Origin of the sequence: Weissella viridescens (assembly GCF_014789145.1) — a bacterium.
Taxonomy (GTDB): domain Bacteria; phylum Bacillota; class Bacilli; order Lactobacillales; family Lactobacillaceae; genus Weissella; species Weissella viridescens.
On the sequence record NZ_CP061835.1, the window covers coordinates 333,061 to 350,894 of the forward strand.

Annotated in this window: 18 protein-coding genes, 1 pseudogene and 1 other annotated feature; of the genes and pseudogenes, 17 read left to right on the top strand and 2 right to left on the bottom strand. The window is 37.9% G+C overall.

Translation table 11 applies throughout. The annotated features are described in order from the left end of the window. Positions 1 to 36: 36 nt before the first annotated feature. The gene (locus IE337_RS01625; protein ID WP_191136548.1) at positions 37 to 570 is read right to left on the bottom strand and encodes a TM2 domain-containing protein; all 534 of its coding nucleotides are present in this window, start codon (positions 568 to 570) and stop codon (positions 37 to 39) included. Between the two features lie 120 nt (positions 571 to 690). Between IE337_RS01625 and IE337_RS01630 the strand changes: the two genes are divergently transcribed. From IE337_RS01630 to IE337_RS01665, 8 genes are all read left to right on the top strand, one after another. Continuing rightward, the gene (locus IE337_RS01630; RefSeq protein ID WP_191136549.1) at positions 691 to 1,374 is read left to right on the top strand and encodes an AzlC family ABC transporter permease; all 684 of its coding nucleotides are present in this window, start codon (positions 691 to 693) and stop codon (positions 1,372 to 1,374) included. Then, a complete protein-coding gene (locus tag IE337_RS01635; RefSeq protein ID WP_191136550.1) occupies positions 1,371 to 1,700 on the top strand; it encodes a branched-chain amino acid transporter permease in 330 nt (109 codons plus the stop codon). The genes IE337_RS01630 and IE337_RS01635 overlap by 4 nt, the downstream gene beginning before the upstream one ends. A gap of 43 nt (positions 1,701 to 1,743) precedes the next feature. Further along, entirely contained in the window at positions 1,744 to 2,370 is a 627-nt protein-coding gene (locus IE337_RS01640; RefSeq protein WP_191136551.1) for a GyrI-like domain-containing protein, read from the top strand. Between the two features lies 1 nt (position 2,371). After that, complete coding sequence (locus IE337_RS01645; protein WP_191136552.1) at positions 2,372 to 2,530, top strand: hypothetical protein; 159 nt, start codon at positions 2,372 to 2,374, stop codon at positions 2,528 to 2,530. Between the two features lie 11 nt (positions 2,531 to 2,541). Further along, the gene (locus IE337_RS01650; protein WP_191136553.1) at positions 2,542 to 3,006 is read left to right on the top strand and encodes an NUDIX hydrolase; all 465 of its coding nucleotides are present in this window, start codon (positions 2,542 to 2,544) and stop codon (positions 3,004 to 3,006) included. An 83-nt stretch (positions 3,007 to 3,089) separates the two neighbouring features. After that, positions 3,090 to 3,446, top strand: a complete 357-nt coding sequence (locus tag IE337_RS01655) for a VOC family protein (protein WP_057745512.1) — start codon at positions 3,090 to 3,092, stop codon at positions 3,444 to 3,446. 54 nt (positions 3,447 to 3,500) lie between these two features. Then, entirely contained in the window at positions 3,501 to 4,622 is a 1,122-nt protein-coding gene (locus IE337_RS01660; RefSeq protein WP_191136554.1) for an alpha/beta hydrolase, read from the top strand. Between the two features lie 54 nt (positions 4,623 to 4,676). After that, positions 4,677 to 6,920: an ATP-binding cassette domain-containing protein gene (locus IE337_RS01665; protein ID WP_191136555.1), complete on the top strand. Its 2,244-nt coding sequence runs from the start codon at positions 4,677 to 4,679 to the stop codon at positions 6,918 to 6,920. Between the two features lie 61 nt (positions 6,921 to 6,981). Here IE337_RS01665 and IE337_RS01670 read toward each other — a convergent pair whose 3' ends face one another. Continuing rightward, entirely contained in the window at positions 6,982 to 8,955 is a 1,974-nt protein-coding gene (locus IE337_RS01670; protein ID WP_191136556.1) for a CDP-glycerol glycerophosphotransferase family protein, read from the bottom strand. 484 nt (positions 8,956 to 9,439) lie between these two features. Continuing rightward, positions 9,440 to 9,511: a sequence feature (ribosomal protein L21 leader region), on the top strand. A 39-nt stretch (positions 9,512 to 9,550) separates the two neighbouring features. Here IE337_RS01670 and rplU point away from each other — a divergent pair. The 9 genes and pseudogenes from rplU to IE337_RS01715 all read left to right on the top strand — a co-directional run bounded on the left by rplU (position 9,551) and on the right by IE337_RS01715 (position 17,792). Continuing rightward, positions 9,551 to 9,853 (top strand): 50S ribosomal protein L21, encoded by a 303-nt coding sequence (gene rplU / locus IE337_RS01675; protein WP_057745527.1) that lies wholly within the window; start codon positions 9,551 to 9,553, stop codon positions 9,851 to 9,853. Between the two features lie 27 nt (positions 9,854 to 9,880). Beyond that, positions 9,881 to 10,192 carry a 50S ribosomal protein L27 gene (gene rpmA / locus IE337_RS01680; protein WP_057745530.1) on the top strand — a complete coding sequence of 104 codons (312 nt, stop codon included), beginning with the start codon at positions 9,881 to 9,883 and terminating at the stop codon, positions 10,190 to 10,192. 435 nt (positions 10,193 to 10,627) lie between these two features. Then, complete coding sequence (locus IE337_RS07945; protein ID WP_423841171.1) at positions 10,628 to 10,774, top strand: hypothetical protein; 147 nt, start codon at positions 10,628 to 10,630, stop codon at positions 10,772 to 10,774. After that, positions 10,767 to 11,243 (top strand): hypothetical protein, encoded by a 477-nt coding sequence (locus IE337_RS01690; protein ID WP_191136557.1) that lies wholly within the window; start codon positions 10,767 to 10,769, stop codon positions 11,241 to 11,243. Before IE337_RS07945 ends, IE337_RS01690 begins: the two co-directional genes overlap by 8 nt. Before the next feature lie 1,140 nt (positions 11,244 to 12,383). After that, complete coding sequence (locus IE337_RS01695; protein WP_191136558.1) at positions 12,384 to 13,730, top strand: hypothetical protein; 1,347 nt, start codon at positions 12,384 to 12,386, stop codon at positions 13,728 to 13,730. 450 nt (positions 13,731 to 14,180) lie between these two features. Next, positions 14,181 to 15,374, top strand: a complete 1,194-nt coding sequence (locus IE337_RS01700; RefSeq protein WP_191136559.1) for an MFS transporter — start codon at positions 14,181 to 14,183, stop codon at positions 15,372 to 15,374. Positions 15,375 to 15,487: 113 nt separating this feature from the next. Continuing rightward, positions 15,488 to 16,324 (top strand): helix-turn-helix domain-containing protein, encoded by an 837-nt coding sequence (locus IE337_RS01705; protein WP_191136560.1) that lies wholly within the window; start codon positions 15,488 to 15,490, stop codon positions 16,322 to 16,324. Positions 16,325 to 16,535: 211 nt separating this feature from the next. Beyond that, positions 16,536 to 17,390, top strand: a pseudogene (locus IE337_RS01710) (aldo/keto reductase). Between the two features lie 12 nt (positions 17,391 to 17,402). Further along, on the top strand, positions 17,403 to 17,792 hold the full coding sequence (locus IE337_RS01715; RefSeq protein ID WP_191136561.1) for a MerR family transcriptional regulator: 390 nt from the start codon (positions 17,403 to 17,405) through the stop codon (positions 17,790 to 17,792). Positions 17,793 to 17,834 lie beyond the last annotated feature (42 nt).

The window sequence follows — 17,834 nt, forward strand, 5'->3', positions numbered from 1 at the left end:
ATAAAAAAGCTAACTCACATAGAGTTAGTTTTTTTTTTATAATTCATCGTGGTTATCGGCCAGTGATGTACTGATTGAAGCTGAAATTGAGGTGCTCGTTGAAGCGAGGCTCATACTAGTTGCGTGGGTTTCTGCGATAACCTCAGACTCAATAACTGAATTTGGTTGGATTAATGTAGTTGCTGAGACAATTGGGTACGCCGCAGCGCCATAAGTGGTGTTATCTGTATGGAGGGTGGTTGCCTCTGTTTGACGGCGATCTAACAGATGTTGTGCGGTTGTCCGTTCAACATCGGCTTCATCAGCGCGTTGCCAACCGGGGATTAAACATAGGTCGACAATCATCCAGATATAAGTAATGAAAATACCGAGTCCAAATGTTAAAAATGGAATTAGGGTCATGGCGACAGCAGTTCCAGTTTTACCACGGTAATAACGGTGTGCGCCAAAGCAACCGAAAGTTACGGCAAGAATATAAGTTGCAGCCTCGCTTTTTGTCCGACGTTGAATTTCAACATCGACCAAGGTTTGCTCAGGTACGGTTAACTGACGGAGTAATTCGTTATTCATATAATTCTCCAATGGTAATTGTAGTGTTTGTTAAGTAAATATAATCTGATAAAATTATAGCATATTGATGATAAAAAAATTAAAAACCACCATATTCTATTTTGCAGAAAGGAGAGGCTGATGAAACATCAAACATTTAAATATGCGTTTAAAGAAACGTTACCAATCATGATTGGTTTTGCATTTTTAGGGATGACATATGGCATTTATATGCAACAAATGGGTTTTAATTTCCTATACCCAACGCTAATGGCCATGACAATTTTTGGTGGTTCGGTTGAGTTTGTGATTGCTAATTTTCTGACGAAAGCATTCAACCCATGGTTAGTATTCATGATTGCCTTTATTATTAGTTCTCGACATATTTTCTATGGTATTTCAATGCTTGAGCGCTACGAGGGGACAGGATGGCGCAAGCCGTTGTTGATTTTTGGATTATGTGATGAAACATTTTCGATTAATTATGTAGCTAAGTTACCTGATAATGTTAATCACCAAAACTTCATGTTGTATGTCACAATGTTGAATTATATCTATTGGGTTGGTGGCGCCTTTTTAGGTGGTATTATGGGGAGCTTTATCCAACTAGATCTAAAGGGGCTTGGGTTTTCCATGACGGCGTTATTTATTGTTATTTTCATGAATCAATTCATGCATGAAACGAGTCATTTTAGTTCTTTGTCCGGGCTCGTTATTGCAATATTAATGGTCTACATTTTTGGTGGCACAATGTTTATGCCGGCTAGTATGTTGCTCATGATTGTTATCTTATATGTTAAATCGAAACGAGAGGCAGCATCATGACATTAACACAACAATTTTTAACAATTCTTTCTGCCGCTGTGGCAACCTTCTTAACTCGATTTCTTCCTTTTTGGACTTTTCCAAGTAAAGCCAAGACCCCTAAATTTATTGTGCAATTAGGTGATTTATTACCACCCGCAATATTAGGCATGTTAGTCGTATATAGTTTTAAAGACCAGCTTCTGGTTCCGAATATGGATTTATTGTTTGCGGGAATTGCGGGTTTGGCAACCGTACTTATACACCTTTGGCGACAGAATATGATGTTGTCCATTCTAGTTGGTACAGTAATTTATATGGTTTTGGTAAATTTTACCGGCGGATAGATGAAATACGTTTATAATAGAGATATAAATAAAGGATATGTGTATGAAATTTGATATAAAGAAAACAAGCGGTTATCATGCCACAAAGAAACCACAAATCTTAGAACGTTCGGGTTATCGCTGTCTCTGTATCAATGGGGCGGGTGATCCTAATGGGGATGACTTTTCAGTCGATATTCAAGCGATGTATGCGTGTGCATATGGATTGAAAATGGGATACAAAAAATCCGGCATCAAAGCTGAGAATTTTGACGATTATGTGGTCCCACCATTACAAGGTTATTGGACAATCAATGAACGTGCTCAAAAATTGGGAACATGGACGAAAGCGGATTTAGTGTATCGCTTAGAAATTGTGATTCCTGAGTTTGTACCTGATGCTTTTATTCAGGAGACCCTGGCAGCAACGCAAACGGCAAAGGCTGACGTCGAGCGCATTGATCAAGTCAGTATCGGAACAATTGAACCGGCAAAAATTTGCCACATCTTACATGTCGGACCATACGATGACGAGCAGAATAGTTTTGATACGATGCATGCTTTCATTAATGCTCATGGAGCGGTTCGTACAAGTAAGACACATCGAGAGATTTATTTGAGTGACGCCCGACGGACCGCACCCGAGAAGCTAAAGACGATTTTGGAAGTGACCATAGCGGAGGAGGCATGATATGGACGTTGGTATTTTATTGATATTATTCATTGTGGGTGTGATTTGTCTCATGTATGGTGTTCAGGGGCATAGTTCAATGCGTAGTCGTACGATACTCACAGTTGCAGGATTGGCCTGTTTGATTGCCGCCGCCTTCTACTTTGTCTTGAATGTGTGAGAGGAATCATAATGAGTGATGATTATATTCATAGCCTGCGCGAAGCAGTAGGGCATCAACCGATTATCTTGAATTTCGCAGGTGGTATTTTAACGAATGCCCAAGGAGACGTGTTGCTGCAGAAAAGAACTGACTTCAATGCTTGGGGTCTCCCAGGTGGAGCCTTGGAACTTGGTGAAAGCCAAGCTGAAGCGTGCCAACGTGAATTTAAGGAAGAAACCGGTCTTCGGGTGAAAGTGACGCAGTTATTAGGTAACCTATCAAAGGCAACACAACGCTATCCAAATGGCGATTTGGCACAAACAATCGTGACGATGTTTAAAGTCGAAGTAGTTGGTGGCACACTTGAAGTCGCGAATGCAGAAACTGCAGACTTAGCCTTTTTTGCATTAGACAATCTTCCTGAGATTTTTAATGACCAGCATCAAGTTGTGTTAACCCACTATCGTAAGGGCCAATATCCCTTCTATGATTAAAAGCGTAGAGACATGAGCTGGCATAATAACGCGCTGACGAGGAAGCAAAATAGATTTGGGTACTTCATAAAGGAGCAATAATAATGTTTAATAAAATGCGAGTGATGTTATACGTTGACGATGTGCAGGTAATCAGTGACTTTTGGCAGAAGTATGTGAAAGCTGAGATTGCTGAAACAAATGCGTTGCCAGATGATTTTAAAAATATTGTCTTACAAGTTGGTACCCAGATGCAGTTGAGTCTTTTTGATAAGACGTTTATTGAGAAGTATTCACCAGAGGTGCTTGGCAATACGCCATCGCTAATGCTGTTTAGCGATGACTTTGAAGCATTGCACGATGCAATTCCCGGAGCACTTGATATTATGGAAAACAACGGTCAACAAACTTTTGCTTTTCCTGATCCAGAAGGTAACTATTTTGTAATTGCCAAAGCTTAGATGCTGACGCTTTCAACGTAACTCCTAAACCAAAACAATAAGAGATATAAAAATATGATTCCATGGAAACCGAGCAAGCAAGATTATTTAGCAGACTTAGATTACTTACGTGAGCAAGCGTTGTTCGAAAAGAAAGGTAATCTTAAGTACAAAGCCAAAGCAGGTCTAAATATGCAGCCTGGTTATGATGATCCGATTATGGAACAATGGAAGGCTGATAATTCAGGGCCTTATACGCCGGATTCAGAACGTACGAATGAATTTACATTAACTGAGCCAACGCAATATGACCAAATTGGTTTGCAGATGCGAAAGACGATGGGAAGTGAATCCATTGATATTTCTGAAGACGTTGCAACGGAGCGCGTGGTCACTGATGCCGGAACAATTCTATATGTGTACCAGCCAGCAACATTGGATGCCGATTTAACCCCAATTGTTTTCTATCACGGCGGTGGCTGGGTTGGTGGTGCACCGCTTGTGCCACAAAATTTTCTTAAGCACTTAGCCCAAATAACGCAACGAACAGTGATCAATGTTGATTATGCCTTGGCGCCTGAGAAAAAGGGGAAATGGGCCGTTGAAGAGTGCTACGCCGTACTAGCATGGTTGGCGACTGATACAGCTGATTTTGTTTCAAGTAAACAATTCATCATTGGCGGCGATAGTGCTGGTGCTAATTTGACGGCGGCTGTCAGTTATTTGAATGAAAAGAATCATACACATTATGTTGAAAAACAGTTTATGTTCTATCCAGTATTGACATTAGACGTTGATCAGACGAAGGATGTGACTTGGGAAATCGAACGTTTTGGTGTCGAAGATGCTGAGATTAAGGCGAGCCTAAGTAAACAAATTCAAGAAATACCACAGGGATTGCCGGTCATGCACCAAATTTATGCTGGCGGTGAAGATGTCACGGACCCAAGTTTTTCACCATTAATGATGGATGATGTCATGACAGCAAAGATGCCTAAGACCCTAGTGGTGACGGATCAATTTGATTTGTTACGTCCACAAGGTGAATACCATGCTGATAAGTTAACGCAAGCCGGTGTTGATACGACCTTGATTACCTACTTGGGACAAGAACATGCCTTCTTGGATAAGTATGGTCTTCTACCACAAGGTGAAGATGCAACGCACGAAGTTAATGAATGGCTACAATCAAAATAATTGACGTACAAGATAGCGCGGACGCTATCTTTTTTAATCTAACGGGAGCAAAATATGCCAGAAACGATTCAACTCATTAATGCACATGAAAATAATTTAAAGAATATTTCGCTGGAAATTCCAAAAAATAAAATCACGATTTTTACAGGTGTTTCTGGTTCAGGAAAGTCATCAATTGTATTTGATACGATCGCACAAGAGTCAGGTCGTCAAATGAACGAAACCTACTCTGGAATCGTGCGGACGTTCTTACCAAAGTACAAACGGCCAGCCATTGATGATATTAAAGGACTTTCTCCAGTCATTATTGTGAACCAAAAGCCCATGGGTGGGAATGCTCGTTCAACTTTGGGCACAACGACCGACATCAATTCGTTATTTCGGATTTTGTTTTCGCGATTCGCGACACCACATTTAGGCGACTATGCGAACCTGTTTTCATTTAATGACCCGCAGGGGATGTGTCCAACATGTGAAGGCTTAGGCCGGATTATTACGTTAAACATTGATGCGGCGTTTGACCGGACAAAGTCATTGAACGAAGGACCGTTTATCTACCCTGGTTACAAAGTTGATAGTATGCAATGGCGCACTTATGCCGAGTCTGGCTTCTTTGATAATGATAGGCCCTTGCAGGATTATACGGATGAAGAATGGCATCAGTTCTTATACGGTGAGCCAACCAAGGTGGAAATTACGTATAAGAAATCAAAATTGGAAGTGACGTATGAAGGCTTTGTCACGCACTTTATTCGGACGCAAGTGAAGACTGATAAGGAACAAACCAAGACATCTGCGAAAATCATGGATGAATTTAGCGTGGCTGAAACGTGTCCAGATTGTGAAGGTAAGCGCTATAATGATCAAGTTTTGGCATCAAAAATTGATGGTTACTCAATTTTTGATCTCACTGATATGGAATTAGATCAATTAACAACTGTTTTAGCAGATTTAGAGGTTCCAGAAGGGGCGGCAGGACTAATTGATGGTATTAAGGAACGTGTTGATAACTTGATTGAAATTGGGTTGGGCTACATGGCATTAACACGTGAAACCAGTACGTTATCAGGTGGTGAGTCTCAGCGTGTGAAGATGATTAAAAATCTTTCAAGTAGTTTGACAGATATGATTTATGTCTTTGATGAACCAAGTACAGGGTTGCACCCTAAAGATGTTCACCGAATGAATGATTTGTTAGCTGAAATTCGGGATATTGGTAATACAGTTCTGGTTGTTGAACATGATCCAGATGTTATTAAAATTGCAGATTATATTGTTGATGTTGGACCTCATGCTGGGGTTAACGGTGGTGAAATTATGTACACTGGTAGTTATTCGGGTCTCTTAGAATCCGATACGCTAACAGGACGTTCTTTGAAGTTGGCATTGCCATTCAAGGAAACGCCACGCCCAGCCGAGCATTTTATTCAAACTCAAGCCAGCTCATTGCATAACTTGAAGAATGTTGCGCTTAGTGTACCGGAACAAACGTTGACGGTCTTGACTGGTGTTGCTGGATCAGGAAAAAGTTCGTTAATTAAGGGTGTGTTCTTACCAGAACATCCAGACGCCATTTACATTGACCAAAAGCCAATTCACACCAATAGTCGTTCAAATCCGGCAACTTATATGGATTTGATGACACCGTTGCGTAAGCTATTTGCAACAGCGAATGATGTGGATTCAGGATTGTTCAGTTATAATTCAAAAGGGGCTTGTACCGAATGTAACGGAACAGGAAAGCTACAATTGAATTTGTCATATATGGATCAAAATGACATTACTTGCCCACATTGTCATGGTAATCGTTTTGAACCAGATGTGTTGCAATATACCTATAAAGATAAGAATATCGTGGATGTCATGGAGATGCCTTTTGACGAGGCGTTGAATTACTTTGAAGCAAAGCCTATCTTGAAGAAGTGTCAACAATTGGTGGATGTTGGGTTAGGTTATTTGAGTCTAGGGCAAAGCCTAGACACTTTGTCAGGTGGTGAAGTACAACGTTTGAAGTTAGCAAAGGAGCTAGCTGGTAAGAACGGTATTTACGTTTTGGATGAACCAACGACGGGGTTGCATATGTCTGATATCTCGTTGATTTTAGATATTTTGAATCGACTGGTGGATAATGGTAATACTGTAGTTGTCATAGAGCACAACGTGGATGTTATTCGTCAGGCTGATTGGATGATTGACATGGGACCGGCTGGTGGAAACGCCGGTGGAGAAATCCTCTATACGGGTACTCCAGAAGGTTCAGTAAGTGATGCTAAGTCAGTGACTGGACAATATTTGTAAGCAAAAATAAAATGGTCGTAGACTTAATTGTCTACGACCATTTTTATTTAGTGGTTAATAACTATTTTTCAAATCGTTTTTGAATGGCTTTCGTCAAACGTTTACGTGCATGTGTATCCATCTGCATATAAACATTTTCCGGTAGCTGTGAACGTTGGGCGTTCGTTAGATGTTCTTGACGAAGGGCGTTCTTCAAAGCGAACAATACATCGTCTTGATTATCAACGACCGGACCAACAATATCGTGTGGATCAATTTCAAAATGACGATTTTCAACAAGTTCATCAAATTGGTAATAAATGACAGGACGATTTTGCAAAGCAAAGTCGAAACTCACACTTGAGTAATCTGTAATCATGACCTGATTGCCACGGAGTAATTCTTGAACATTGTTATGCGCTTTATCAACAATTTTAACGAAATCAGAACTAAATAATGGCGCATATTTTTGCATGGCCGGATGCAAAACAAATGAAATATGGAGATGCTTCCTACGGGCCATCTGCTTTAGCTCAGGACTGTTAATTAAAGCCATATATGTCTTAAAGAAGAGACTATCTTTGAATTCCTCATCAGTGGCATCAATTAGCTTACGACGACGGGTAGGCATGATTAATACATGCTTACGTGCTTTGAAACTAGACCACATTTTATTGCGAAGTAGTGCATCGAAACGTGGTAATCCAGTGAGTAAAATTTGTGGCTCGGTGTAACCGAACTCTTCCTCAACGAACTCAACTTCACGTTTTGAACTGACAACAATTTGCTCATTCGCATCAGGTTTTTGAGTAATGCGTTGAGCCTTTAATCCGGCAATGCCATGTTGAAGATCAATTTTCTTAGTTGCTGATATTTTTTCAATTAAATAATCTGACTTGAACGGTGCCAAATTGGCAGAGTTATGCGTATGCAAGAACAAGTCTGTTTGTAGGAAAATTTCCAGATGACGCGGACTTTGGAAATCAAGAATCTGATCAGGATACTTATCAATATTTTCCTTTTCAGAAGAATCTGCGCGAATCACATAATAAGTATCGAATTCCTTAGAGTGGTATTTGTTCAAATAGTTGAACATCACACTACCGTTATCGTGTGCTTGGCCAATAACTTCACCAATTAAAATAATTGGACGCGCATTCGCATTGTCGGCAGGTACAATTGGGAACTTCGCCTGGTAGGCTTTCAACTGGAGGTATAGGTTCTCCGGAATGTAGCTAGCAGCATAGCTCAATTGTGTGTTTTGCAGCAAGTTTGGTTGAATCAATAAGCACGTCGATTGATTACATTTAAGATATAATTCATCGGAAGTGACATCTGTCTCAACTAAAAGGCGCTGTGGCACAGGTTGAATATCTTGTTTGTCTTGTTCAATTTCAAGCCAGAAGGCATAGTCGGTTGTTTGCGCATCAACTTGGTTCGATGGTGTGAAGTTGAATGTTTGTGCCAAATCAATTGGTGAAAATTCTGCGACGACACGACTCTTGAATAAACTTTGCCCCATATCAAAGGTGCTGGTCATAACACTTTGAATTCGCTCAACTTGTTGTGTATCATCCTGACCAACCAAAATATTGATATCAGAAGGTTCAACTGAAGTCGAGTACACATCAAGAGTGACCTCAATGCTGTTATTTTTTTGAACGAAATTAATGAGATTGGTATTACGATAAAGCGGTAAGCCAGATGGTTGATTATTAATGGTGAAACACATCTGTCCTTGCACATCCATAAAGAGATAGACCTTTTCGCGACCAACAGTAGCAGTCAAGCGATTCTCGGGGATGAAATAGTTCTCAATACTAAAATCTATCGGTTCTGGTTGTGCAGGTGACCCATAGATTAAGCGTGCTTGTGCCAAATTTTCTGACTTCAAAAAATTGAGCACTTGTTCGTCAGTGATTGTGTAAGTATGCGCACCTTCATCTGAGAAATAAGTGTCAGAATTTACGCCTTCAATCCGTAAACTCGGTAAAACCATTTCGCTTGAAATGATAAACTTTCCTTCAGCATAGTGGGCTTTAATAAATGTGGCCATGTATGTGCACGTCCTTCCGTATAGATTTGTATGTTTACATTTATTGTACAATTTAAGTTTCAAATTATAAATAAATTAGTTGCAGGCTTAAGGGTTCATTAATTTATTCATGCCAAAGCATATAAAAATGAGACTAAGACGCCTATAATGATACAAAACGAATAATGGATAGAATGGATGATGATAAAAAAATTATTAACTTGGCTCGCCGGCGTGAGTTGGCTTGGACTTATTTCATACATCGGTTGGGCAATGTATAACCATGATCTTATCAGTCAATGGCCCATCTTTGTCCATAATCAACCCCAAGGCCTAATTGGTTGGGGGCTGGTTACTACGGTCATTTTGACTTTAATCGCTTGGGTGTGGCCGAAACCGCGGATTTAACTAAGAGAAAAGACTGATAAAAACGGGATTAATGCGACATTACTATTGTAATTGAGCCCTCGTTTAGGTATAATACTCATGTTGTGTTTGTGTGACCCACAAACTGCAACCATTCGTCGCCTGTATTAAGTGGTGCAAACCCGCGGGCACGGTGAGTCTAAGTTGTCGCTAGAAATAGCATTATATATTATAGGAGGTCTGCAGACTCATGGCAGCATATGCAATTATTGAGACTGGTGGTAAGCAATACAAGGTTGCCGCTGGTGATACAATTTACGTTGAAAAGCTTGACGCCGAAGCCGGTGAAAAGGTTACTTTTGACAAGATCGTCTTCGCTGACGGTAAGTTCGGAACACCTTACGTTGAAGGTGCATCTGTAACAGGAACAGTTGAGAAGCAAGGTAAGGAAAAGAAGGTTGTTACTTTCAAGTACAAGCCAAAGAAGCACTCACACTCAAAGCAAGGTCATCGCCAACCATATACCAAGGTTGTCATTGACGCTATTGCCTAAGACATCGGAAAGAGGAGGATTTAAATCATGCAATTGAATTTGAACAACTTGACGATGCTTTCTCACCACAAAGGTGGAGGTTCATCAGCCAATGGTCGTGACTCAGCAGGACGTCGTCTAGGAACGAAGCGTGCTGATGGTCAATCTATCAAAGCTGGATCAATCATTTACCGCCAACGTGGAACTCACATCTACCCAGGTGTAAACGTTGGTCGTGGAGGCGACGATACTTTGTTCGCCTTGACTGATGGCGTTGTAAAGTTCGGTCGTATGGGCCGTGATAAGCGTCAAGTTTCTGTTGTTTCTCGTGAAGAATACAACGAAATCATCGCTAAGTAATTAAACTTAAATAGAGACTTACCAATTCATTTTGGTAAGTCTCTTTTTTGTTGGTCTGATGCGAGTTTTGGGGCGTTTGAGCAGTGGGAATGGATTGAGAAGCTGTGGATGTGTGCTGTGCTTCAATTGCAAATCTGTCTATATTAGTCCAAATTTGACTTTGAAAACGACACTTGTTGTCACTTACTTGTCTCTAAAATGTCACTGGATTTGCCTAACAGAATGTTGTCAGAATTGATGAATTTAGATGTAATCGAGAGTAATGACCTCTGGATGATGTTGAATGAGAAGTTTAAGGGTCAATAAATCTAAAATCTAAATTGACGGTGGCCCAAGAAAAAATGCCTGCCCTGTCCGCCCTGTCTACCCTGATTTGAAAAAGATGAAAATGAGTGGGCTAAAGCACTTAAAGATGGTAAGAAGGTCAAAGTTAAGATAAAATTGAAGTATCCGAATGCAAAGACGGAGCGACCTTCCAGTTTTAAGGTGACTTATACAATAACTGATCCGAAAGACCCAAGGCCGATCCGGTACAGAAAATTGCAAATTATAATAACTAATAAGGAGATTGCGTATGAATGAATTTGATGAAAAATTTAATGCAATACAAACCGACATCATGCAGACAGTTTATGATGATGTTATGGAATTTGATTTACCAATCGAAAAAGCATATATTTTTGGAACGATTGCTAGGGGTATGAATGCCTTTTATGGGGATTATGCTTATGAGATTTCCGGTGAGATTTTGAAACCAGAGCAGGTGTATACAAAATATGACAATCAAATTGATGAAAAGAAATATGACCGTAGTCATCTTAATTTATTAAAATCAATTGTAGGAGACATGGAAGATATTGGTAAATTATTTGTAGATAATGGTGTAGAGTGTCCTAAAGAATATCACTGGGTACTGAATATTCGAGAAGAGTCAATGTCGGCTAACTACGAATACGATCCTAAGAGTGCTGGTGATGATTTGAATTATAGTGATAGGGACGCCTTTGATGATTGGATTTCAGCGGAACAAAGCAAGTTAGACAACGATTAATTGCTAATTTAATTGTTTAAGAATGCTTATTAGAGGAATAGTATTTAATCAAGATTCATTTTCAAATTAGTGAAAAAAGCCCGCTTTAAGGTGGGCTTTTTCTATTTTTTGTACTAATATGAACCAATTAGTTTTAAGGCTCTGGATTAATTAGTACTCATTCGACTTTGACGTGTATAAATAAATTTACCGGGTTGATTTAAGAAGGTTTTGACGATGAGAAAACCAATATAAAGAGTTCTTATCAGACGCGGTAGTAACTGTCTCTGTAACATGTTTTCTTTCTGTAACTAAATAGTATTTAATGTCCTTTGAAAGTAGTATTTGACTATCATACCAAGTATTGTTCTTGAAGAACCTGAAAATTAACATCGTAAGTGTACAAACCATTTTCAGTTAATACATATTCAAAATTTTTATATGTTTGATTGATGCTTGACTATTGTTGGAGGATATTAAACGTTAGTATTTCAAGAGAGCTAAAACTGTTCGTATATTCTACCGTGGTAATAAAAAATAAGTTCAATATAAGAATAAATATTATCATTTAATTAGTGGTATGAAGAGATCAGTTATAACTGAGACGAGATGGCGTAACGAAGTTTCTTTTTTATTTATATTGTGACAATCAGAGAAAATGTTTATTTTAAATTAACTATCATTAGGATATAATTAATCCCATAAATAAAAAAGTGAGGAAATGAATGACAGATAATTCAATTATTGAGGAAATTGCAGTACATGAGGTTGAATCTCTTATTTTGACGAATCACCGCTTAGCCTCTCACATCTAAAAGGGTGATCGTGAGCCAGTTTTAGATGGACATGTAACCGTGTACAAATCTGAAAAACATACGGTTGAACAACATCAATATAAGGTGCCAATTCAAGTGAAAGGGACTGAGCCAAAGTATCAAAGGAAAGAAAAATGTGGCATATTCTTTTCAACGAAAATGGCTAGAAGCCTATAGTAGAGATAGCGGCGTGATTTTTTTTGTAGTATTTGAAAACCCTATAACTAATCAAAATGAGGTTTATTATAAGTCAATCTTACCAGCTCTGGCTAAAAAAATGCTCAGACAATTTGGCCCAAATCAACAATCATAAAATATTAGACTTACAAAAGTAAAAGAAGAGTTTTTGTTTTCTATATTTGAGCATTTTCATAATAACCAATACGATTTAGGACGACAAACTAACATCGTTGAACCCACAGCTATAAGTAGAATGTCTGATTTTATTTTAGATATTCCCATAGGATCGAATTTAAAAAACCTCTCCCTAGAAGATGTTGCATGGCGAGGCAGAGTTGAAGGGCAAAATGTTCTTATTGATTTCAAAGAGGGCAAGATTGAGGTTAATCAATTTAGGAATATAGCTGTAGAATTCCCGAATGGAGAACGTTTTGATGGTATGTTTGTAGAAAAATCAGAGAATAACACAGTTTTGAAAGTGGGAGATTTTATAGCTTTTGAATTTAAATTTGACCAAAATAGTTTTAATGTTATATTTAAGCCGGATTTCGAACATTCAGAACGGGACGAAATGTTCCTGAAAGTAAAAGCTTTGGAATCATTTGTAGAATCGTTGTATGTAAATATCTATGAAGGAGAAAATTTAATTCGAATTGATTTACCGTTTGAATTTGATCAAATAACGCTAAATACTTTGTATGGAAACATAAATTACTTAAAAAGGGCTCAATGGTTAAAAGAAATACTAGGAATTGATTTTCTTGCTAATCTAAAAGAACTCGATCAAGAGTCTAAAAAGAATATTGATTTGTTGATGAAAATGTATCTTGATGGTGATAAAGAAGTACCAACTTTGGGGAATATTTTTAGCGTAAAGATTAAAGAAACATACTTTATATTAACGTGCGATGATAATAAGGTTATTAAATCTGTGTTTGATAGGAAAAACAGTTTCTTTTCCAATAAAAATTTTGTATTAACGAGTGCTCTAAAGCATAATGAAACTTACGCTGGCAACTTGTTTACCTTAATTGATGATAATATTTGGCAAATTCCTGATTATAAAATTGATTGGGTGTTAAGTGAATTTGATAAAGATAAGGTTGTTCCTGATTGGTATGGGGAATTAGTGAATGACTTAGGCCTTGAATATATTCGTGCATATGATGTAACCGAAGATGAGAAATGGCTAAAAGGAGCAAAGAAGATTTTTGATTTACCGTTCTTAAATCAGTCATTGACAAATATGATTAATAAAATTCAAGTAGATGTGAGATTAAATTGTGTATCACCAATCTCTATTAAGAAATTGATTGATTTAAATCAAGAAAATGATGACAATGATTTGGAAAAACAATTGTGTGTCGCTATTATTTTGGATGATGTCAATTGGGTAAGTGCTATTTGGAATAAATTAGCTGATAAAGAAATGGAGAAATTTAAAAAGTTTCCAATTGTGCGTATTGCAAATGAGAAAATTAGGAATGTATTTGGCCTTAGAGATTGCATTTAGCGATAATTATAGGTAGATAACTGTATAAATCTGACTTCAAAATGGGCGCTCGGAGGCACCTTAAAATCACCGCTTGTCGCTCTAATGTCGCTTGTACCAGTCTCGCCCGTTGATCTATAAAGGAGTCTGAAGACACTCGTGAAGAATACAACGAAATCATCGCTAAGTAATTAAACTTAAAAAGAGACTTACCAATTTACTTTGGTAGGTCTCTTTTTTGTTGGTCTAATGCGGGTTTTGGGGTGTTGGTTGAATTCAAAAGTTGTGAAGGTATGATGTTATGAAATTACAAATATACATCCTTGAACACTAACGTTAATGCGAGAAGAATTGGAATTTCTTTGAAAGTGAAAATAGTTAACATTATGAGTGCGAACACCAATTTATGCTAGAATTAGGACCACCGAGTTGAAATTGTGTAAACCACTTATATGTCTGGAGTTTAATGGAATGTTAAAACTATTCAAGAATCAGCAGTTTTCTTTACTAACTGTTAGTTTCTTAAGTTCTTCAATTGCTAATTGGATTTATAAACTTGCATTGCCGATTATTATTTTAGATAAGACTGGGTCTGCATTTCACGCTGCCGGAATATTTGGGTTTTCATTTGTACCATGGATTCTTTTTTCGATATTTGGGGGCGTAATTGCAGATTCATTTACAAAGAGTCGGACGTTGTTCTTTGGTAATATGGCGAGTGCAGTGGCCGCAATTTTATTAACCGTTGGCACGCAAATGCAACCCGTTAATTTATACGTAATTTACGGGATTGTTTTCATGATTTCTTCCGCAGACCCATTAATTCATCCCAGTTTTCAAAGTCTAATTCCAGACATCGTTTCCAATGAAGAACTGGTTAGTGCCAATTCGATTATTCAAACGATTGAAAATACACTGTCAGTAGTTGGTCCACTTGTGGGTGGTGGAGTCGTTACAATTCTTGGCGGATATAATACTTTGTGGTTTTCTGGTGCTTTTTTTCTTATTGCTGGTATTATGGCGTGGATGATTCACTCGCATGAAGAAAAGAAAGCCTTTAAATTTTTCGAAATTTGGCAAGATACGTTAATTGGTATGAAGTATGTATTTAATCAAAAAGTAATTCTTAGTGGTTCGTTGATGTTTTTCTTTGCAAATCTTGGTACAAATATGTTTGAAGCAAATTATATGTATTTCATGACCCAAGATTTAAAATTCAGTGTTGCTGAAACCACAATCACGATGGCAATGAGTGGGATTGGCGCACTTTTAGCCGGACCAATTGGCAGTAAAATCATTCCCTTATTTAAAGCGGGTAAAATACTAAGTTTCAGTACGGTGGGAGCTGGAGGATTGATTCTGCTGCTGAATTTGACAACGAATTATATTTTATTGGGGGTGATCCTCAGTTGTATTAGCTTTTTGGGGACGATTAATGTCATCACATACTTTACACTGAGACAGCAAACAGTGCCTAGTAACTTACTTGGACGGGTCGTGGCAGTAACTCGAATGATGTCTTTTGCATCAATTCCCGTCGGGGCTTTCATTGGAGGAAAGCTGTTAGCAGCTGGATTAGGAATGACAGTTGTGATCTTTTTAGCGGGAATCATACGGATGTTAACTGGAATAGGAGCTGCTTTTTCACAGTTAGGGAGGGAGTAGTTTAAAGCAAAAATTCGGTAAGTTCGCTTATTTCTTAGCTTAAAGCTGAACTAAAACGGTTATATTGCGTTATTTTGAAAGTACTTTTTTCTTATTATTGAAAGGATGATGTTATGGAAATTGGGAAAATAATCAGAAAAGCCCGAAAGAGTCGCAATATGACACAGGCTAATTTAGCTGAAGGAATTATTTCAAGAACCTCAATCGTAAAAATTGAAAATGGCGTGCAGAATCCATCGTTTGAAACGGTCGAGAAAATACTTGAAAGACTTGGGCTCTCTATCGTTGAGCTTTATGAATTCGAACACGACAGTAGCGAGTATGAATACAATCGTATATTGTTGTCATTCAAGCGACTTTTTAATTCTACACAAGTTTCGGAAATTGACGCGCTTATTCGTTCAATATCGCAATTTAACGCAGGTGTGAATAACCAGGTACTAAACAACATCCGAATTGTTTTAGAAGCATTTAGAAAAATAGACTCCGAGGATATAAAAAAATTAAGAGCTGAAGTCATGCCGGTATGGCGTTATCTGGAAAAAATTGATAATTGGTCCGAAATAGATTTATACTTAATTAATTTTGTTCTCTATTACTTTGATGTCGACACGGCTGAAAATATTGTGAAACATGCGGTGAAAAGAATCGATAATAATTATCCAAATTTGAAATCGTTAAAAAACGCACTGTTGTTCAATCTTACTTCGCTATTTTTGCATCAGGGTAATGAAGGTGTTGCAGAAAAATATATCAATGATAGCATGCTGTTATCGCAAGATTTAAACCGGTTTGATTTAGTGTACATAAATCGAATTAGATTGGCATTGATTAAGCATGATGTATCAAAATTAGCTGACACACTGCACCAGTTAAAAGGATTAGGCGATGAAAACCTGTATCAAGGTATGTTAAAAGAAATTCAAAATTATGATAATAGGTATCAGTAACGGTTATTTGAGCATATTTGTGCAGTCACATGCAGAAAGGAATGTAAATCGTCTACATGGGAAGTGATATTAACACGGGCCTAAGAAAAGTTACCTACCCTGTCTGCACTAATTAAAATAAAGCTTGCTTTGGAGTGAACTCCAAGGTATACACTTGAATTATTCAAAGTTAAGAATTAAGGCATATGGATTGAAAAGGGAGATAGAAATTATGACAGATAAGGTGATTTTAAATAAAAACACTGAGATGCCGAACTTAGGTTTTGGTGTATATCAAGTGACTGACCAGAATGAAGCAAAGCAGGCTGTGATTGATGCCATTGATGCCGGATATCGGTTAATTGATACCGCTGCCAGTTACGGTAATGAAAAGGCTGTCGGAGAAGCAATCGAGGATTCAAATGTGTCTCGTGAAGAATTATTTATCACATCAAAATTATGGGTGGATGATACTGGTTATGAGGCTACTAAAATAGCTATCAAAGAGTCATTAGAATGATTGCAGTTAGATTATCTAGATCTATTCTTGATTCATCAACCATATGGTGATGTATTTGGTTCATGGAAGGCAATGAATGAGGCAAAAGATGCTGGTTTAATTCGAGCTGTTGGTGTTTCCAACTTTTCTATTGCTCAAATCACAAATCTAGCGGAATTTAGTGGCATTAAGTCCGAAATAAACCAAATTGAGGTTAATCCATTCAACCAAAATAATGAAGCAGTCGAATATCTACAAAACTACGGTGTTCAAGTCGAGGCGTGGGCATCATTTGCAGAAGGTAAGAATGGATTGTTTACAAATGATACTCTGCAAGAAATTGCAGACAATCACAATAAGTCGATTGCTCAAGTTGTGCTACACTGGAATGTGCAACGTGGTATAGTACCTGTTTCAAAATCAACCAAGCCAGAGCGAATGGTACAAAACCTTGATGTCTTGGATTTTGAACTTACTGATAGTGAAATGGAGAAGATAGCACAATTAGATACTGGTGACAGTCAATTCTTTTCACATGAAGATCCAGAGATGATTAAATGGATGGCACATCGAACAGTTGAAAAGTAAGGTGATTGGAAAATGAATGTCAAAGAAGCTATTCAGAAAACTGGTGTTTCAACAGATACAATTCGTTATTATGAAAAAGAGGGATTAATTCCCAGAATTGACCGAAACGACGCAGGAAATCGTGAAATAGATGAAAAAATTATTCGAAGGATTACATTCGCAAAACAAATGCGGGATGCGGGTATGTCGATTAAGGCATTGAAGGAATATACAGATCTAGTTGATGATGCTCACGATAATTCTGAGAAACAAAAGGAGATTTTGAGAGAGCAAATTGAAGCTATGCAAGAACGTAAAGATGACATTGATTTCGCAATCAATCATTTGAAGTATAAACTAGAACACTATGATGAACACATGAAAAAAACTGAAGATGAGTTGCATGAATTAGAGAAAAAATGAGTTTATAAAGTAGCAGAAGAATAGACTTTAGATGAGCACTTT